General features: G+C 32.0%; 15 protein-coding genes and 1 pseudogene. 8 read left to right on the top strand and 8 right to left on the bottom strand.

Annotated elements, in window-relative coordinates; genetic code table 11:
• The 7 genes from KO502_RS01565 to KO502_RS01535 form a co-directional block, all read left to right on the top strand.
• The coding region (locus KO502_RS01565) for a flippase (protein ID WP_216020793.1) at window positions 1–1,268 on the top strand (1,268 nt) is incomplete at its 5' end.
• Between the two features lie 252 nt (window positions 1,269–1,520).
• The gene (locus KO502_RS01560) at window positions 1,521–2,474 is read left to right on the top strand and encodes a polysaccharide pyruvyl transferase family protein (RefSeq protein ID WP_216020792.1); all 954 of its coding nucleotides are present in this window, start codon (window positions 1,521–1,523) and stop codon (window positions 2,472–2,474) included.
• A 70-nt stretch (window positions 2,475–2,544) separates the two neighbouring features.
• Entirely contained in the window at window positions 2,545–3,744 is a 1,200-nt protein-coding gene (locus KO502_RS01555; RefSeq protein ID WP_216020791.1) for a glycosyltransferase family 4 protein, read from the top strand.
• An 8-nt stretch (window positions 3,745–3,752) separates the two neighbouring features.
• Window positions 3,753–4,904: a hypothetical protein gene (locus KO502_RS01550; RefSeq protein WP_216020790.1), complete on the top strand. Its 1,152-nt coding sequence runs from the start codon at window positions 3,753–3,755 to the stop codon at window positions 4,902–4,904.
• Window positions 4,901–5,686 carry a glycosyltransferase gene (locus tag KO502_RS01545; protein WP_216020789.1) on the top strand — a complete coding sequence of 262 codons (786 nt, stop codon included), beginning with the start codon at window positions 4,901–4,903 and terminating at the stop codon, window positions 5,684–5,686. Before KO502_RS01550 ends, KO502_RS01545 begins: the two co-directional genes overlap by 4 nt.
• On the top strand, window positions 5,679–6,701 hold the full coding sequence (locus tag KO502_RS01540) for a hypothetical protein (protein ID WP_216020788.1): 1,023 nt from the start codon (window positions 5,679–5,681) through the stop codon (window positions 6,699–6,701). Before KO502_RS01545 ends, KO502_RS01540 begins: the two co-directional genes overlap by 8 nt.
• Window positions 6,694–7,404 (top strand): WecB/TagA/CpsF family glycosyltransferase, encoded by a 711-nt coding sequence (locus tag KO502_RS01535; RefSeq protein ID WP_216020787.1) that lies wholly within the window; start codon window positions 6,694–6,696, stop codon window positions 7,402–7,404. Before KO502_RS01540 ends, KO502_RS01535 begins: the two co-directional genes overlap by 8 nt.
• Before the next feature lie 127 nt (window positions 7,405–7,531).
• Here the strand turns inward: KO502_RS01535 and KO502_RS01530 are convergent, their stop codons facing one another.
• The 4 genes and pseudogenes from KO502_RS01530 to KO502_RS17290 form a co-directional block, all read right to left on the bottom strand.
• Entirely contained in the window at window positions 7,532–8,950 is a 1,419-nt protein-coding gene (locus KO502_RS01530; RefSeq protein WP_216020786.1) for a BspA family leucine-rich repeat surface protein, read from the bottom strand.
• 65 nt (window positions 8,951–9,015) lie between these two features.
• Window positions 9,016–9,198 (bottom strand): annotated as a pseudogene (locus KO502_RS01525) (ATP-binding protein); the annotation flags it as partial.
• Between the two features lie 5 nt (window positions 9,199–9,203).
• Window positions 9,204–11,150: an acyltransferase family protein gene (locus KO502_RS01520; protein ID WP_216020785.1), complete on the bottom strand. Its 1,947-nt coding sequence runs from the start codon at window positions 11,148–11,150 to the stop codon at window positions 9,204–9,206.
• 306 nt (window positions 11,151–11,456) lie between these two features.
• Window positions 11,457–13,358, bottom strand: a complete 1,902-nt coding sequence (locus KO502_RS17290) for an acyltransferase family protein (protein WP_354668291.1) — start codon at window positions 13,356–13,358, stop codon at window positions 11,457–11,459.
• 80 nt (window positions 13,359–13,438) lie between these two features.
• Here KO502_RS17290 and tnpB point away from each other — a divergent pair, with 80 nt between their 5' ends.
• A complete protein-coding gene (gene tnpB, locus KO502_RS17285; protein WP_216020895.1) occupies window positions 13,439–13,705 on the top strand; it encodes an IS66 family insertion sequence element accessory protein TnpB in 267 nt (88 codons plus the stop codon).
• A gap of 410 nt (window positions 13,706–14,115) precedes the next feature.
• Here the strand turns inward: tnpB and KO502_RS01505 are convergent, their stop codons facing one another.
• The 4 genes from KO502_RS01505 to KO502_RS01490 are packed head-to-tail and all read right to left on the bottom strand — an operon-like array spanning window position 14,116 to window position 18,447.
• The gene (locus KO502_RS01505) at window positions 14,116–16,233 is read right to left on the bottom strand and encodes a hypothetical protein (RefSeq protein ID WP_216020784.1); all 2,118 of its coding nucleotides are present in this window, start codon (window positions 16,231–16,233) and stop codon (window positions 14,116–14,118) included.
• The gene (locus tag KO502_RS01500) at window positions 16,220–16,717 is read right to left on the bottom strand and encodes a hypothetical protein (RefSeq protein ID WP_216020783.1); all 498 of its coding nucleotides are present in this window, start codon (window positions 16,715–16,717) and stop codon (window positions 16,220–16,222) included. Before KO502_RS01500 ends, KO502_RS01505 begins: the two co-directional genes overlap by 14 nt.
• The gene (locus KO502_RS01495; RefSeq protein ID WP_216020782.1) at window positions 16,710–17,258 is read right to left on the bottom strand and encodes a hypothetical protein; all 549 of its coding nucleotides are present in this window, start codon (window positions 17,256–17,258) and stop codon (window positions 16,710–16,712) included. Before KO502_RS01495 ends, KO502_RS01500 begins: the two co-directional genes overlap by 8 nt.
• On the bottom strand, window positions 17,251–18,447 hold the full coding sequence (locus KO502_RS01490) for a hypothetical protein (RefSeq protein WP_216020781.1): 1,197 nt from the start codon (window positions 18,445–18,447) through the stop codon (window positions 17,251–17,253). The genes KO502_RS01495 and KO502_RS01490 overlap by 8 nt, the downstream gene beginning before the upstream one ends.
• Between the last annotated feature and the right edge of the window lie 65 nt (window positions 18,448–18,512).

Here is an 18,512-nt window from a genome sequence, read left to right as displayed (position 1 = left end):
CTTCATGGCTCCTTGGTGAAAAAATATTAAGAATGTTTGTAGCGCTTATCATAGGAATATGGGTTGCAAGATATTTAGGACCAGAAGATTTTGGTTTGTTTAGCTATGCGCAAAGTTTTGTTGGTTTATTTTTAGCTATCGCCACTTTAGGTCTAGACGGCATTGTTATTAAAGAACTAGTGAACAACCCAAAACGAAGAGATAAAGTATTAGGAACCGCTTTTATTCTTAAGTTATTAGGTGCTACATTGGTTTTAATCATGATAGGCGTATCATTAATTTTTAATATAAATGACTATCAAACAACGACTCTAGTTTTCATTATTGCTTGTACGACAATTTTTCAGAGTTTTAATGTAATAGACTTTTATTTTCAAAGTCAGGTACTTAGTAGGTTTGTCGTTTATAGCAATATAATTAGTTTATTATTGTCTTCATTAATCAAAATATCTTTAATCCTTCTGAAGGCCCCTTTAGAAGCATTTGCTTATGTATTTTTATTTGATAGTTTTGTTTTAAGTTGCGGCTTAATTCTATTTTACTATAAAAACAATCTATCAATTTTTCACTGGGCATATAGTGCAAAATACATGATTGTTCTGTTAAAAAACAGTTGGCCTCTAATACTAAGTGGGCTTGTTGTCTCTTTATATATGAATATTGATCAAGTAATGATTAAACTTTTACTTACTTCTGAAGATGTAGGGCAGTATGCCGCAGCAGTCAGAATTAGTGAAGCGTGGTATTTTATTCCTATGGTAATATCTGCGTCTATTTTCCCTGCAATTTTAAATGCAAAAAAAAATTCAGATATATTATATAAACAACGTTTACAGAAATTATATGATTTAATGGCTTGGTTGGCGATAGTAATAGCGTTACCTATAACTTTTCTAGCAGAAGATCTTATTACCTTTCTTTACGGTGTTAAATTTAATGCCTCTGCTGGAGTTTTAGTTATTCATATTTGGACTGGTATTTTTATTTTCTTAGGTTTAGCAAGTACTAAATGGTTCATTGCTGAAAACTTACAAAAGTTCTTATTCTACCGAGCTATTATCGGAGCAACCGTGAATATAGTTCTAAATTATATATTTATCCCCAAATACGGCATACAAGGTGCTGCTATTTCAACATTAATAGCTCAATTTACAGCCTCTTATCTATTTAATCTCACACATAAAAAATTATTTATGACTTTCCAAATTCAGAGTAAAGCTTTACTATTGCCTTTTCGAAAAATAAACAAGTTATACCAATCCCAATAATTTCTGGTCTAGCTGTGCGTAAGAAAAATATTTAAAGACAAGGTGCTTGGTTGAGCAATAGCTGATTATTGCGATTGAGAACAACGCAGAATTTACTTATTTTAACCAGTACAGGCGAGCAGTAATTTAACGGACTTGATATTAAAGTAATTAGTATTGCCCTAAAAATACTGAAACATTACTACAAACAGTCCGATTATATTAGCGTATTAGCGCTCTCAATTTTAAATTTATTATATAAGGTTCCATTAAGTGAAATTAGTTACTCTATTTGATACCAGTATCGCAACGGAAAATGTTGGTGACTTTATTATTATGGATGCTGTTAGAGAACAGGTGGATAAAATAGTACCAACAAAACAAATTATCACATTGCCGACACATGATTATATTGGTAAAGAAGGACGTCGATTATTAAGAGCGTCCGAATACTCTTTAGTAGGTGGTACTAATCTCTTATCATCAAATTTATTAAAGTATCAGCAATGGAAATTTCGACTATCAGACATAAATTATTTAAATAATTCTATTTTGATGGGAGTTGGTTGGTGGCAATATCAAAACACTCCAAACTACTATACTAGGAAAGTTTGGAATAAAGTGCTTCACAAAGATATGATTCATTCAGTACGTGATGAATATACTAAAAACCAATTATTAAAAATGGGGATAAAAAATGTATTGAACACTAGTTGTGCAACTATGTGGAATTTAACCCCAGAGCATTGTAGCCAAATAAAAACAATGAAGGGTGATACAGTTGTTTTAACACTAACGGATTATAACCAAGTACCTGAAAAAGACATAAAACTGGTCAATACCTTATTAAAAAACTATTCGACAGTATATTTTTGGCCCCAAGGAAGTGGTGACATACAATATTTACAATCTATTTATTCATCATTTAGTCGTGATGTTAGTATACTAAACCCTAACCTTGAGAGTTTAAATAACGCACTCTGTCAACCTGATGTCGATTATATAGGAACTCGTCTACATGCAGGGATTAGAGCATTACAATTAAAAGTACGTACGGTTATTATTGGCATCGATAATAGAGCATTAGAAAAATCACGTGATTTTAATTTAGAAGTAATAGACAGAACTCAGATCGATGATTTGGATGCCTTAATAAATCAAGAAATTAGAGCTGATATTAAGCTACCCGAAGATAATATTAATAAATGGAAAGCTCAATTTGAGTAATTCATAAAGTTAACCTTTGACGTAAATTAAGGGTCATAATTAACGATATAATTTAATATATAAAACACATATGAAAATAGTTATAGTAAATACATCTGACATCAATGGAGGCGCTGCTCGAGCAGCATACCGTCTGCATAAAGCATTATTAAATCAAAACATAGATAGTCAGATGCTTGTACAATGTAAAGTTAGTGACGACTATACTGTTATTGGACCCGATTCAAAATTAATTAAAATATTGAATACATTAAGACCTACACTTGACTCTATCCCTTTTCGTTTTTTTAAAAATAAAACAAAAACCTTATTTAGTGTTGCTTGGCTACCTTCAAGAAATATAATCAATAAAATAAATCAATTACAACCCGATATAGTTCATCTGCATTGGATAAACGACGGAATGCTCAGGATTGAGGACCTATCAAAAATCAAAGCACCAATTGTTTGGAGTTTACATGATATGTGGCCGTTAAGTGGGGGATGGCATTATCAAGAACCTTTATCCAGTAAGTACCAGAATAAATTAAACTTTTATATATTAAACCGAAAACAAAAAACATTTTCTAAAATAAGAAACATGACCATTATAGGCTTAAGTAAGTGGCTTCAAGATTGCGCTAGAAAAAGTGACGTTTTCCTTAATCAAGAAGTTTTAAACTTACCTAATCCAATTAACACTAAAGTATTTAAACCATGTGAGAAGTTAAACGCAAGAAACCTGTGGTCTTTACCTGCAACTAAAAAATTGATTCTGTTTGGCGCAATGGGGGCAACAAGTGATCCAAGGAAAGGCTTTAATGAATTAACTCAAGCCTTAAATTTAATAAATAGAACAGATATTGAGTTTGTAATTTTTGGTGCTAGCACACCATTAAAACCACAGAGTTTGGGATGTAACGTTCATTATACTGGCAACTTATCTGATGATATTAGTTTGATAACTCTTTATAGTGCTGTCGATGTAATGATAGTCCCGTCCTTACAAGAGAATTTATCAAATGCTATTATGGAAAGTCTAGCTTGTGGTACACCGGTAGTTAGTTTTGATATTGGTGGTAACTCAGACTTAATAAGCCATAAAAAAGATGGCTATTTAGCAAAGCCATATGATACAAAAGACTTAGCAAATGGTATTGAGTGGGTTATAGACAACAAAAAATATAGTGAATTATGCTCAAATGCAAGAGATAAAGTTTTGACAACTTTTGACAGCGATATCGTTGCGAATAGGTATATCAAATTATACCAACAGGTTCAAAAAGATTAATACATAATATGCCTAGTTATGCCTTATTGATCACCCTATCTATTCTACTAGCGCTTGCCCCTGTAGTTAGCAGCTTAGTAACTTTAAAAGGAAATATAATCTATCTTATATTGTCATTTATTGGAATTAGTTTGCTTTTTCTAAGACGTAAACCAATAACAATACAGGCAAATGAAGTATATCTTAGCTTAATAGTAATTTTTCTTTCTTTTATGTTCGGTCTATATTGGACTGAAGCAAAACTCAGTTTTCTGGGGTTGTACTTTGTTGTAGCTCTGATCTGTCTTTCGCAAACAACATTTGCAGATAGGTTATATATGGTGGAGACTTTAAGCAACATATTATTAATGATCGTTGTTTTTTCCTGTTTAGGGTTTATATATGCTCTCCTAGGTGGAGAACCGTTATTTAATATAACAAACCCTGATGGTAGAACATCATTTCTTTATCTAACTACGTTCACTAATTTCACTATTGGAAATATCATTCGTCCTTCGGGGATATTTGATGAGCCAGGAGCTCTATCCTTTGTTATTTGTGCTACTTGTTATTGCCGAGAGGTATTATGTTTAGATAAGAAAAAAACGTGGTTACTATTGTTACTTGGTCTAATTACTTTAAGTTTAGCTCATATATTATTTATAATAATATACTTTGTCGCTTTTAAAGCACGCTTATATAAAAAATTAATAATTATTGCTTTAGGCTTAGTTACAATATTTTTATTAATAATTATGCTATGGGATAACCCTTATTTTCAAGCCGTATTTATTTCAAGGTTTGAGCTCACTAATGGAAAATTAGCCGGCGATAATCGCTCAGAACTATTTTACAATGCAATATTATTAACACAAAAAATGCATTATTTGTACGGATTAGATTCTGACTGTTTACTCTATCCAATGTATTGTATAGAAAATTATGGAAAATTTGGGGAGAACCCTCTGTATCCTTTCGTTACTTTAGGGCTTTTATCCCTCCCCTATTACGCCGTATTAACTTTGTTATCCATTAAAGTATTATTCAGTAAACGAAGGAGAATATCTATTATACATTTAGGTATGATTGTACTGTTATTACAACGTCCCTATGTCATGATATATGGATATGCCTCGTTAATACTATTGTGTCTATATGTAAATAAAAGAGAGAAAGCTTGATTAAATTAAGTATAATTATTGTTTGCTTCAACAACCCATCAGAAGTAAAGAAAACACTAAAATCAATTACAGGGAAATATCTAGAAGTCATCGTTATAGACGGGAGTGAGTCTCCGGAGATAAAAAAAGTTTGTAATACCTCAACTCTCAAAGTAACCCTTATTTCTGAAAAAGATTTAGGTATTTATGATGCTATGAATAAAGGCATTTCATATAGCACCGGCTTACACACTATTTTCATGAACTCAGGTGATTACTTTACTGAACAAGCATTAACACTTTATTTATCACTTAATATTGATGAAATGGTTACCTATTACGGTGATGCGGATTTTTATCTAAATAATAAAAAGTCCTTTGCATTTATTGCAAATATGCAAAAGAAAAGTAACTTTTTAAAACATAATTGTTTTTCTCATCAAGCTATATTTTACTCCACAAGTGCATTAAAAAGCATTAAAAAATACAACTTAAACTACAAGATTAGTGCAGATTTCGATCTAACATGGCGGCTATTTAATAGTCCTCAAAGTAGGTTTGAAAAATTAGGTTTTACTGTCGCAAACTGTGACTTAGGAGGTATTAGTTGCCAAAAAGGCTTACAATCTTATCTAGATAGAATATGTATCTTTTATTCTAGTAATAATTATACCTATACTGTTATTTTACTTGGTTATTTTCCTATTTTTTATTTAAAAAATAAAATTGTTAACCTACTTGATGGGTCTCCAATATTAGCAAGTTATAGAAGAATCAAGTCGAGGTTATTATCCAATGTCTAAAATTATTTTTACTTACAAACAAAAGAAATCTGATGCTGCATGGTCTTCAATCATTAACGATTTAGGACAACAAATCGCTGAAAAATTCGAGTTTACTAATATTATTACTCTAGATAATTCTAATTTTTCTTCGTTGCTCCACTCATATAAAAAACTCAAAGGAAGTTTACCTCAAAGTGATGATATAATTATTGTAAATCATGCGATTACGTACTGGCTATTTTTACCATTACTTATAAGATATAAATTCAAAGGTGTAAAAATTATATTTTTATTTCACGAACATGAACATATTTTAGGCTTAAAATATTGTATGAAGCATTTTCGTCATATTAAAATAAAAGAATATTTAAGGCATTTCTCTTGGTGGTATAAAGTTCCTTATTTATTCAGCTCTAAGGTAGTATGCCTTTCAAGTTATCAAGGCGTATCACTTGCAAAAGTAGATTTTGAGCGTTTATCATATTTAGGAGTTGATCAAAAACGTTTTCCAATAAAAAAAGATACTGCAAAGATACAAAACCAGAATACAACCAAAGTATTATTTGCCCACGACCCGACCCGTTTCGACAAAGGTGACAGGTTTTCCACTGCTTTAAAACAAGATAGTACAATCGAGTTTATCTATGGTCGAGAACAAATTTTGGATTATGCTATGGTCTATAAAAAATATCATAATGCCGACATTATTTTCTTACCATCCGATAGCGAAAGTTATTCTTTAGTACTTGCTGAATCGCTAGCAACCAATTCATGTATTGTTACCAATGCTAATGTAGGGATTGTTCAGCTATTAATAAGTACATACTCAATTGATCAATTAGCTAATTTTGGCTTGTTTATTTCTGAACATCAAGAAACTGAGTATGTTAAAAACATTGAAAATGCAAAGTGTTTTTTACAGACTAATCAAGTTAAAACCTATCAACTTTTTGAGTTACTCGCACTTGATCAAACAAATAGCTTTAATCGACTCTCCTCATTTATCAATAGAATGAGAATTACCAATGTTTAGTAAAAAAATAGATTTATTCAACACATTAAATAATGTAAAAAAAACTAATCTGATTACTTTTGTCAACCCCATATCTTTTCACAGCTTCTTGAATTATGTAAATCGAAAAGATTTCGATCTTATATATTCCGATGGTCTACTACTTACTAGATTACATAATATATTTTTTCGTGAAGATAAAATAGAACGTCTTAGTTTTGATTTTAGCTCGCTCGCTGGAGAAGTATTGTCACATGCCCAAAAAGAACAGAAAACTATCGCTTTTGTTGGAGGTTCAGAGCAAGAGGCTTTAATTTTTAAAGAGAAATTAACCATTAAATATCCTGAATTAAAATTTCATTGTTACTCTGGTTTTTTTACAGATGAAAATAGTATTAACGCTATTTTTAAAGAGTTAAATAAAATAGCACCAAATATAGTAATTTGCGGTATGGGTTACCCTAGACAGGAAGACTTTTTAGTACAATGTAAGAAAATGCTAGTTACGCCATTTATTGGTTTCACATGTGGCGGTTTTATCACCCAAACATCAATAAAAGCTGATTATTATTTCCCTATAGTAAAACATTTAGGTTTACGATGGTTACAAAGAGCTATTATGCATCAGCATGTACGTAAACGATTATTAAAAGATTATCCTATATTCTTATATAAATATATAATTCAAGCCTGTAAATCCAGAAAAGAACTTTATAAAAGTTAGAGTAATATTAAAAGCGGACATCTAAAAGCACCTACTTCTGATCTCCATTAAAAATGGGGGATTACCGGTTAAACTCTAAAACAGTGGCCAATTTCACTTGACCACTTCATTCAAAAGTATAAAGAAACTACTGAAAAAATGGATTATACCTATCTTCTAAAGGTGAATATAGACTAAAGCCACTGTAAGTAGAAACACGTGATACATCCCATAAACTAATATCTTGATTGAATTGTGAAGACCTAAACATAGCATGCATTTCCCTTACCCCTGATGTATCCCATATACCTATGGGCTTATTAAATACAGACTCTAAAAACATGGCTTTCATAAGCACTACTTTTGAAATATCCCACATATAAATATCTTGATTAAATTGTGAGTTGGCAAACATAAAACGCATATCTGTCACGTTTGACACATCCCATGAGTTGATATTTCGATTGAATAATGAGTTATAAAACATGTTTTCCATATAAACTACACTTGAGGTATCCCACAAACTAATATCTTGATTGAATTTAGAAAAAGAAAAAACATACCTCATACGAATAACTTTTGATGTATCCCACAGACCAATATCTCGATTGAATTGTGAATTGGAAAATATAGAACTTATATTAGTAACATTTGAGGTATCCCATGAACCAATATTTTGATTGAATAATGAACTTTCAAACATATTGCTCATGTCAGTAACATTTGAGGTATCCCATGAACTAATATCTTGATTGAATAATGAATCTTCAAACATATTGCTCATGTTAGTAATATTTGATGTGTCCCATGAATCAATATTTTGATTGAATATTGAATTGGAAAACATATAACTCATGTCAGTAACATTTGAGGTATCCCATGAACTAATATCTTGATTGAATAATGAACCTTCAAACATATTGCTCATGTCAGTAACATTTGAGGTATCCCATGAACTAATATCTTGATTGAATAATGAATCTTCAAACATATTGCTCATGTTAGTAATATTTGATGTGTCCCATAAACTCATATCTTGATTGAATAATGAATCTTCAAACATATAACTCATGTCAGTAACATTTGAGGTATCCCATGAACTAATATCTTGATTGAATAATGAACCTTCAAACATATTGCTCATGTCAGTAACATTTGAGGTATCCCATGAACTAATATCTTGATTGAACTCGGAAAGGACAAACATAGAACTCATGTCAGTAACATTTGACGTGTCCCATGAGCTAATATCTGAGTTGAAATCCACATTTCGAAATATTCCACTCATATCCGTTACCTTTGTGGTTACGGCATAAGAAACATCTTCTTCATAATAAAGCATGCTGCGAAGTTTGCTGTTATCAACAATAGTATAGATATGCTCATTAATAACCTCTGTATCACCAACTTCCGATAACTCAGACGCAATAATTGTTATACCATTATCTGATAAGTAAGCTTTTACACTTGAATCAACATCAGTAGATGAATCTCCATTAATAGGTGTACCTGAATCACCACAAGAAATTGTTAGTAAACTAATAATAAACACTATTATGCATTTCATATATATTCCATAAATAAGTACGTTTTTTAAATTATACCTTTTCAAACTTTAATTACTATTAGACGTCAACTAACTTGGCCGGTATTTGAATTTAATTTTATTGCTTGTTTTTTACGGTAGCTTTCACCTTCGATTTTATAGATGTCACTGTGGTGAACAAGTCTATCGATAGCCGCAACTGTCATCATGTTATCGCCGAATATACTACCCCATTCACTGAAAGTTTGGTTTGATGTGATCAACAAACTAACCTTTATGGTAGCTTTGGTGTAATAATACTTTTAAATATTGGGATTAATTTCGATGCCCCAAACTCACTTAAATGGTCATCATCAAAGTAAAGTGGTCTTCCATCAACATCGCCATAACAGTAGTCTTTCTCACATAAACTATCTTTAACAGGAATTCTAGTTACTTTACATTTTGATTCTAATTCCAAGATAAGAGAGTTAAAAAGATGGTTACGTTCAGTGTATTCATTAATTGAAATTTTTACTCTAAAATCATTATTTCCTTCAAGAAACTCCTTTGACATAGTTTTCGGGACGTGATGCTTTAATTCAGGTGTTTGTTCTAATATAAATACAGGGTTCTTTTCTGAGAGCTTACAAATAGTTTGAATAAACGCACTATTCATTACATTGTGATAGTGACTATTACGAGATTTTATGTCTTTGCTAGCAAGGATCATCTCTTTTACAGCCATACTCCTTGCTTGAAGTTCTGGTTCATTAGGTCCTAAAAGTAATATATTATAACGGTTATCGATAATGATTGGTATTTGAGGGTAGTTAGCTATTTCTCTTAACGCATACGATATAAAATCACCACAAGAATAATCAGGTACTTCTTTGTTGTGAATATGATAAATCCCTTCAATAGTTCTACAACCGGCCATAGTCCAATCCATTACGCTTCTATTGTCTAGTGCTTTTTCTACACTTCTAACGATACTTTGAGCGTGACTATCACCAATAACAATTACACCTAATTTTCCACTACCATAAATGCATTCCGGGACTTTTCCTGTAGTAATATGACATTCATCCCTACGGGGATTCATATTCATTTCTTCTTTAGACGCTATAATCACATTTTTAGGATAGTGATTTTCGAAACCAACAGTTTTTAATACAAGGCTTCCTATTACACCAACAATAACAACCATATAGGCAGGTTTACATTTTAAATAAGAAAATAAATTACCAAAATTATTTCTAAACTTAATTTTTTCAATATATTTATTACTCAAAAAACCAAGAAATACTGACAGTGCAATACCAAGATAAATATATATTTCATTTAATGAAAAATAGTATATAGCAACAACTAACGGCCAGTGCCATAGATAGATAGAGTAAGACCATGCTCCTAACTTTTGAAATATTATATTGCTAGTAATAAAGCTATTATTACGTTGCGCTTGAATTATTAAATACGCCCCAAAAACAGGAAATATAGCTAAATAACCAGGCCAAGGGTTATCTTTAGATATGAAAAAATAAGAAGTAATAATTAACGCTAAACCAAGCCATTCTAATAGTTTTTTTCTTTCTTCTTTTATAGTTATAGGATAAAGATATGCGACACCTCCTATCATCATTTCCCACGCTCTGGTAGGTAATAAAAAGTATGACGGCTTAGGCCATATGTAAGTAACAAGAATACAGAAAATAAAGCCCAATATTGTTCCGAGTAGAACAGTATTTTTCATTGCTTTTATTGATATAAACTTTCTCATCACAACAAGTACTAATGGATATATTATATAAAACTGCCATTCAACAGATAAAGACCAAGTATGTAACAACCATTTTTCGTGCGATGCAGCATCAAAATAACCTGACTCTCTCCACAAAATAATATTAGATAAAAATACCATACTACTAGCTACGTGCTTGCCTACTGCTTGATAATCAAGTGGAGTAAGGTAAAACCAACCGAATACTAATAAAACTAAACAGAGAACAGCTAATGCAGGAATTATTCTATTTGCGCGGGCAACATAAAATTTTAAAATAGAAAAGTTTTCTTGTTCTATTCCTCTAAATATTATTCCAGTCATTAAAAATCCTGAAATAACAAAAAACACGTCTACTCCTGCGAAACCACCAGGCATCCAAGACTCATTAAAATGAAATAGCACAACAGCTATAACTGCAATAGCTCTAAGTCCATTTATATCTTTTCTAAATTGCAAAATACAGCACTCAATTAGTTAATTATTAAAAGATTGGGGGGGTGATTTTATACTAATAACAAGGTAAGAGAAATACCATTTAGCCATAACCGCGAAAACGAATGGATTACCGATTGACTATGTCACTTCACATTAATTACGATACAAAAAAGCCTCCCCATTAAAATATTAATGAGGAGGCTTTTTATGTTTTTTTATACACTTGCAATGAATTTTTAGCTACATTAGGATTAACAAGATAGTAAAAATTAATATTATGTTCAAAGTAAAAAACATTCTATTTCAAAATGTAAGACCTTAAGATTATTAATTACTTAAATAAGGAGTTATTCTATCTTTAACAAAATTACTAACAACAAACTTTGACCCTTCAAGAGACAAATGACCATAATCCCAAACTAAAGGCGTATTATCATTATCAACCTTAGCTAAACAATAATTCCCATCGCATAATTGATCGATCAAAGATATGTATTCAATTTCAGAATAATCATATTTCCTATGTAGTTCTTTATTTATAAGTAATACTTCTCCTACAAAAGAAAAATCATTTATTGATTTTTCTTGATTATCAAAATGTCTTTTTGCAATAACATTAGGCAAACTTAGTTCCCATTGTGGGACTGGACCAATTAAAACCAACTTAGATTTAATATTATTATCTTTTATGTATTTTAATATTTCATTATAGTCATTTTCATCATGCCCAATTCTCTGAGCAAGTAAAATAACATCAGGCCTGATCTTTAATATTTGATTTTTTGCTTTTTCATTAGATCTATCACAAGATATTTTAAACTCACCAGTAGTTTTTAGATCATCTTGTATTAGAGGTCTACAACCAGAACTTGTTACTTGGTTAATGTTAATATCTGAAAATGCTTTTCTTACCCCATAAGATAAAGCTTGTGCGTGTGAATCACCCCAGATAAAGATCCCACCCTTCCCATTATTTATACATTCATCAGGTATATCATGTTTTTTTGCTGTATAAGATTTACCATCAAAAAAATTACATTGTTGACTATACGCCTCGGGAAGATGTTTACTATAGTTATCCCTGTGATATTTATATATATATTTTGCTTCTTCTGTTGTAGTTATAGCTCTTATAGATAGATTAATTCCATCAGATAAATAGGTATAAGAACCTAACATCACCATTATGAGAACAAGATAAATAGGTTTACATTTTAAATAACTTAATATCCCACCAAAATTACTTCTAAACTTAATAGTTTCTATATACTTATTACTGAGAAAACCTAAGAATACTGAGAGAAAAACACCTAAATATATAAACTGTTCATTTAAAGAAAATGAGTATATTGCAACTACAAGAGGCCAGTGCCATAGATAAATCGAGTAAGACCATTTACCTAATGATTGAAATAAAATATTACCTGTTACAGTACTGTCATTCCTTTGAGCTTGGATTATCAAGAACGCACCAAGAACAGGAATTAAAGCCAAATAACCTGGCCATAAGTTTTCTTTTGAAATAAAAAAATAAGATAAAATTATTAATGCTAACCCAACCCATTCAAAAACTTTCTTTCTATTCTCTGTCAGTTTTAACGGATAAAGATATGCAACACCACCAATCATCATTTCCCACGCTCTGGTAGGTAATAGATAATAGGCAGGATTAGGCCATTTATAAGTAGCTACAACACAGAAGATAAAGCCCAACACCGTCCCAACTAAAACCGTCGCTTTCATGGCTTTTAAAGACAAAAACTTTCTCATAGCAACAAGGATTAATGGATAGATTATGTAGAATTGCCATTCAGCAGATAAAGACCAAGTATGTAAAAGCCATTTTTCTTGTGAAGCTGCGCCAAAGTAGCCAGATTCTCTCCAATATGTAATATTGGAGAAAAACCCCATACTACTTTCTACGTGCTTTCCTAATGCTTTGTAATCAAGTGGAGTAAGGTAGAACCAACCGAATACTAACAAAACCAGACAAAGAACCGCTAACGCTGGTATGATCCTGTTAGCTCTTGCAACATAAAACTTCAATATAGAAAAATTTTCTTGCTTAATACCTCTGAATATTATCCCTGTCATTAAGAAACCAGAAATAACAAAAAACACATCTACGCCAGAAAAACCGCCGGGCATCCAACTAGCATTAAAATGAAATAGCACAACTGCTATTACTGCTATGGCTCTTAAACCATTTATATCTTTTCTAAACTGCACAAGCCTAAACCAACTAATTAAATATTTGGGCGTATTTTATACTAATGCTAAGACAAGACAAGACAAGTGATTAAAACTCAATAGATATCGTCTATTTATGTGCCGAAGCCGTCGATTTTCGTAAATCAATTAATGGGTTGGCAGCTTTAGTCGAGGCTGAGCTCGAATTGCCGGTCTTCAGTGGCGCACTGTTTGTGTTTAGTGATAAAGGTTGGGACAAGCTCAAACTGTTGTATTGGGATAGCACAGGTTTTGTGTTGTGGTATAAGGGATTAGATGATCACAAATTCAAATGCCCCAAACTCGGTCGAACCGTTTGTGGTAAGGTGGAAAAGTTGGTTGCTTAACCAAACAGCTAATAGTGCTCATACCAACACATAACCTTTGATTATTTCATGGCTTGAAGACTGTGCCAACCAAGCCCAATATCGAGAACTTGTTATACCCGTTTCATTAATTAAGTGATCTATTTTAGACGAAGATAAAATCATTAAATACAAGGCATTTATTTACATAACTAGTTGTTATAATTATTAAATGACGCTGTGGTTAGTGGTTTTAGCCCGTATAAATGATAACTTAGTTTGTGAGATTGGTATTACCCAGGGTTTTCAAAAAATAGGTGTGCTCGCTAGGCGCATACCTAAGATGACGAAACTAAAAATAAAAAAGGAGTGCCTGTTTAAAGCAGATACTCCTTTTTTACAACCCATTTAGGCTATGTACACAAGTAGATAAATATTTACTTTTAAGTAGCCTATTGACTTAGATTAACCTCTTGTTCGCTATCTACAACTTTATCTAATGGGCTTTTAGCCAAAGGAAAACTATATAAGTCTAAAATATTATCTTTAAATTCATCAATTTCATCTACATTTCTAACCACTTTTGAAGTTATTAGCATCATTAATTCAGATCGAGAATATGAATCTGATTCAGAGCTAAACAACCCCCCCAACAAGGGGATAGAGCCTAACAGAGGTACTTGATTACCCGTACCATCAAGATCTTCTCTAATAAGGCCACCTAAGGCCACTGTTTGACCATCAGAACTAAAGATATTAGTAGAAATTGTTCTATTAGTTATGGTGGGTGTAGAAACTTCAAAGCCATCGGTAGCTTTAGATGCACTGCTACTCATAGATATCGCTAAATTAATCAAGCCTTTTGCATTTATTGTTGGTGTAACCGAAACCTGTATACCCGTAGTTACATACTGTACCGAGTTAGTTACATTGTCTGTATCACTTGTACTTGTTTGAGTAATAGTTGGAACTTGATCACCCGAGTTAATCGATGCGGATTCACCATCTTTAACAATTAAAAAAGGTTTGGCAAGTACCCTTACCTTAGTTTTCTGCTCTAAAAAGGCTAAGGCTGCTTTCCAATCTCCACTTACCGCAGAAAGACTAAAACTACCTGCCGAGCTTTTCAGGTCTGCTGTTAAGAGACTGTCTCCTTCTGGATGCCCCTTGGAGTTATAAAACCAGTCAATGCCTGATGAAACATTATCAGATAAAGTCACTTCAGCAATGACAATATCCAATATTACTTGCCCAGGTAAATGATCTAACTGCTCGAGTAAAGTTAATACCTTTCTATATTTGCCAGCTGTTGTATAAAATATTAATGAGTTTTGTACTTCGTCAACCGACATCGAGTTAGTTGAATTAGTTGCATTAGCATTGCTACCTTCTTTATTAGCATTAGTTGCTGACGGAGGGATACTCGATTGCCCCGTACCTAATATTGAAGATATTATAGGGCCTAATGACGCACCTAAATCAGCCGCCTTATTAAACAGTGGTCTATAAACATAAAATTGTGGTTCATCACCTGCAATAGCTATGTCAAGTTTCTTGCTCCAAAACTCAACCCGTTCAATTGCTTTTTCACTTACAGCATAAACAACAACAGCACCTAAGCGCGGCATACTAACAAAAGTAATATCTTGCCCTTTACCAACCTTAAAACCATCACTTTCTAATAGGTCATTTAATTGTTCAATTAAATCACCTGGAGCTATATAAGCAAGATCTACCAACCTAATCTCTACGCCAGAAGAAGTAGGTACATCAAGCATGCGTAAAACACGCATTACCTCTAGTACCTCCTTTTCAGTACCTTCCACCATAACAATGCGGCGTCTAGCGTCAATTTGTACACTTACATCGGTAAGTTTAGTAATAACACTACTAAGACTAGAGCTATTGGTATAAACATAAGGAATTATTTGAACAATTTTACCTGTAGTATCAGGCACATCAGATGGTAAACGACCTATTCCAACGGCTGCGGTGTTATATCGTTTATTTTTGTCTTTGTTCTGAAAAAATATAATATCGTCTTTACGTAGTATCGCAATATCATTTTCAGCTAACAGCTGAGCACTGGTTGAATAAAGTACAGATTTTTCAACAGGCTCTTTAAGATTAAGTGACACTTTCTTAGTATCACTCTGTAACTGTGTCGAAATGATATAATTTAAATCGAGTACTTCATCAAAAACATAATGAATAAACTCAACTGTTGTCATATTATCTACACTTAAAGAGACCTTTTCATCATCTTTAAATATTGGTGCTGTTTTAGCTGATTTATCCAGTACCCCAAAACCACTAACATTAGCGACTGCCTCTGTAGACAAAGTAACTTTAGGGTTACCTTTGGTATCTTCGTTAACCTCGCTAGCTGAAAATTCACTTCGACTTTCCGGTGATTTTGAAACAATAGACTCTTCAATAAATAAAGAGTCAGGTTTAACAAAACCTTCATCATCTGGCGTATCTTCTACCGTAGAGCTACATGCGTTTAATACTAAAGACAAAGCAATGATTAGTAGTTGATAGGTATTAAATTTATTACTTAAGATCATTTGTTATTCTATTTTGGTTGAGTTCTTTAGGGTGGAACAGCTTAACTGTATATTCTTTATCATCTTTTACTAATATAATTTCTTTATTATCGATAGATTTAATCAAAAACCCTTTAACAATAGTCCCAGTGGTTACTACTAAGCGCTTTGTTTCTTTTGGGGTAATAACCTCTAACAAGGTATGTATTTCATCTCCGACTTTAGACTGCGCTACAATTTTTACACTAATATTTTCAAGCGTTAACGACACGTCTTCAGTTTCAATAGCATCTACATTAAAAGCAAATAAATTAAGTATTATCGCTAATAAGTCCTCATTATTTTTAACGTCATTATCTGGTAAAAATATACTTTCTTTTAAATTATTTGCTGTAGAGGATGGGCGTTCCAAAGCAGTAAATAATACATTAATTACCAAAAACACAACACCTAATAGAAAACCTGCACCTATAGATAATAAGGTTTGTTTATTAGCTTTAATCATTAGTCACCTCATCTCGCTTTAAAAACCACTGCCTAAGGTAAAGTTGAGCGACTAAGTTTTCATCTTTTCTACTTATTTTTCCATTAAGCTTTATTTGCTCTAAAAAAACATAAGGTCCTTGTTCTTCTAATTTTAATATCGCTTTTATTACATCTATCGGCTCACCAGATATATAAAGTGTGCCCGTTACGTAACCTACATCATCAGAAACATACTCTTCAAAATTAACACGTTGATTATAAATTTTTATATCTTTACTTTTAACTGAATCAAGTAATGAAAACCAAAGTGTATTGGCTTTATCGCCTATTTTTATAGTAGGTAATGGCTTAATAAACTGAACAAAATTACTTTTATGTTTCTCAAGTTGCTCTCGAGTTAACACTTCATTTTCTATAACCAACTGTTGCTTCGCATTATATGCACTTAGTCGCGCCGTTGAATCTTCTATTTCACTGGTCCATTCAGACCAAGGTAAATAAATAAATTTTATTGATATCAATAAAGCTAAAATAATTAAAGTGACTTGCTTTTTATTCATTAGATTCACTCTTTAACTTTGCTTTATTTATATTGTTATCGAAACGTAACTTTATAAAAAACCTTTCCTGAGCATCCTTTAAACTGGCAGGTGGTGCGTTAAACTCTACTTCAGTAAAACCATTAACTTTAGATAGCGCTGTAAGTAAATTAGCTGAATTTTTAACTGTTCCACGTAATTGAATTTCACCAGGAGTAATATCTATTGTTGAAAAAACTAACGCATTATCTTCGGTAACTAAGCTAGCTAATAATCTTAAGACTTTTTGTTTAGAAAGCTGTAACGCCAACACTGCATCTATTTTATCTATATCGCTTTTAATACTATTGAGTTCATTAGTTACTTTAAGTGCTTGTGCTGCTACATTTTTTGCATCAGCTACTTTGTCGGTTAGGTAATTATTATGCCAATTTAAAACAGCAGATTTACCAAGCATAAAAGTAAAAATAAAAGTAACGATCGCGATACTAAAATAACGTGCTAAATGCCCTTTTTCATTAAAGAAATTTATAATAAATAAAATACATTGAACCGCAAAATCAATAGCTTTAAGTAAGTTAAACTTATTAAAAACGGTTTCAATTTCACTTTTTTCGATAATCTGCGCGTCATCTATCATGGCAGCGGTAAACATATCCGCTTTAGTTTGGTCAACAGGAAGAGACGAACAAGTATCACCATCTATTTTAATTAATATATCACTACTTTGCGTTAACTTATTATCGCTACGGTTTTGTTCTTTTATAATATGATTAACAGGTAATAAATTTAGGTTTGCTAAGTAAACACCAGATTTTCCATAGAAATGACGATAATAAACAAGACTCTCGGGTAAAAGTCGCCATAAATTTAAAGACTCAGCACTCGCGATAACCTCTTCAGAAAAGCAACAATATAATACCGTAGTCTGTTTTTTTGATGAATTGATAATATAAGCAAAGGTATGGCCTGATACAGGCGAAATATTTCCTATTTCAGATTTTACTATTTTATACACTTCTACAAGGTTAGTGGTAGGATATTGAACAATCCCTTCCCAGTATGAGTTGCGGGCAACATAAGTCAAAGAACAAGAAAAACGCACTCGAGTAATCAAATCATCTTTGTGCTCCTTGCTTCCTTCTTCCTCTTTTTCAAAAGGCAAACAGAATAAAGAACCTTGTCTCAATAATAAATCTTGACCAATCAAGTGGTAACCTTTTAACATTTTAACCTTTATCAAACTACACAAAACCCAGGTACATTCACTTTAAC

The organism is Colwellia sp. E2M01 (genome assembly GCF_018860585.1).
GTDB lineage: Bacteria > Pseudomonadota > Gammaproteobacteria > Enterobacterales > Alteromonadaceae > Colwellia.
The sequence above is the reverse complement of the archived record's forward strand: the minus strand, read 5'-3'. Positions and strand labels throughout refer to the sequence as shown.

Bases quoted from the DNA above. Each gene is read 5' to 3' on its own strand.
- KO502_RS01555 (WP_216020791.1), top strand. From the start codon at position 2,545: ATGAAAATAGTTATAGTAAATACATCTGACATCAATGGAGGCGCTGCT.
- KO502_RS01550 (WP_216020790.1), top strand. From the start codon at position 3,753: ATGCCTAGTTATGCCTTATTGATCACCCTATCTATTCTACTAGCGCTT.
- KO502_RS01540 (WP_216020788.1), top strand. From the start codon at position 5,679: ATGTCTAAAATTATTTTTACTTACAAACAAAAGAAATCTGATGCTGCA.
- KO502_RS01535 (WP_216020787.1), top strand. From the start codon at position 6,694: ATGTTTAGTAAAAAAATAGATTTATTCAACACATTAAATAATGTAAAA.
- KO502_RS01530 (WP_216020786.1), bottom strand. From the start codon at position 8,950: ATGAAATGCATAATAGTGTTTATTATTAGTTTACTAACAATTTCTTGT.
- KO502_RS01505 (WP_216020784.1), bottom strand. From the start codon at position 16,233: ATGATCTTAAGTAATAAATTTAATACCTATCAACTACTAATCATTGCT.
- KO502_RS01500 (WP_216020783.1), bottom strand. From the start codon at position 16,717: ATGATTAAAGCTAATAAACAAACCTTATTATCTATAGGTGCAGGTTTT.
- KO502_RS01495 (WP_216020782.1), bottom strand. From the start codon at position 17,258: ATGAATAAAAAGCAAGTCACTTTAATTATTTTAGCTTTATTGATATCA.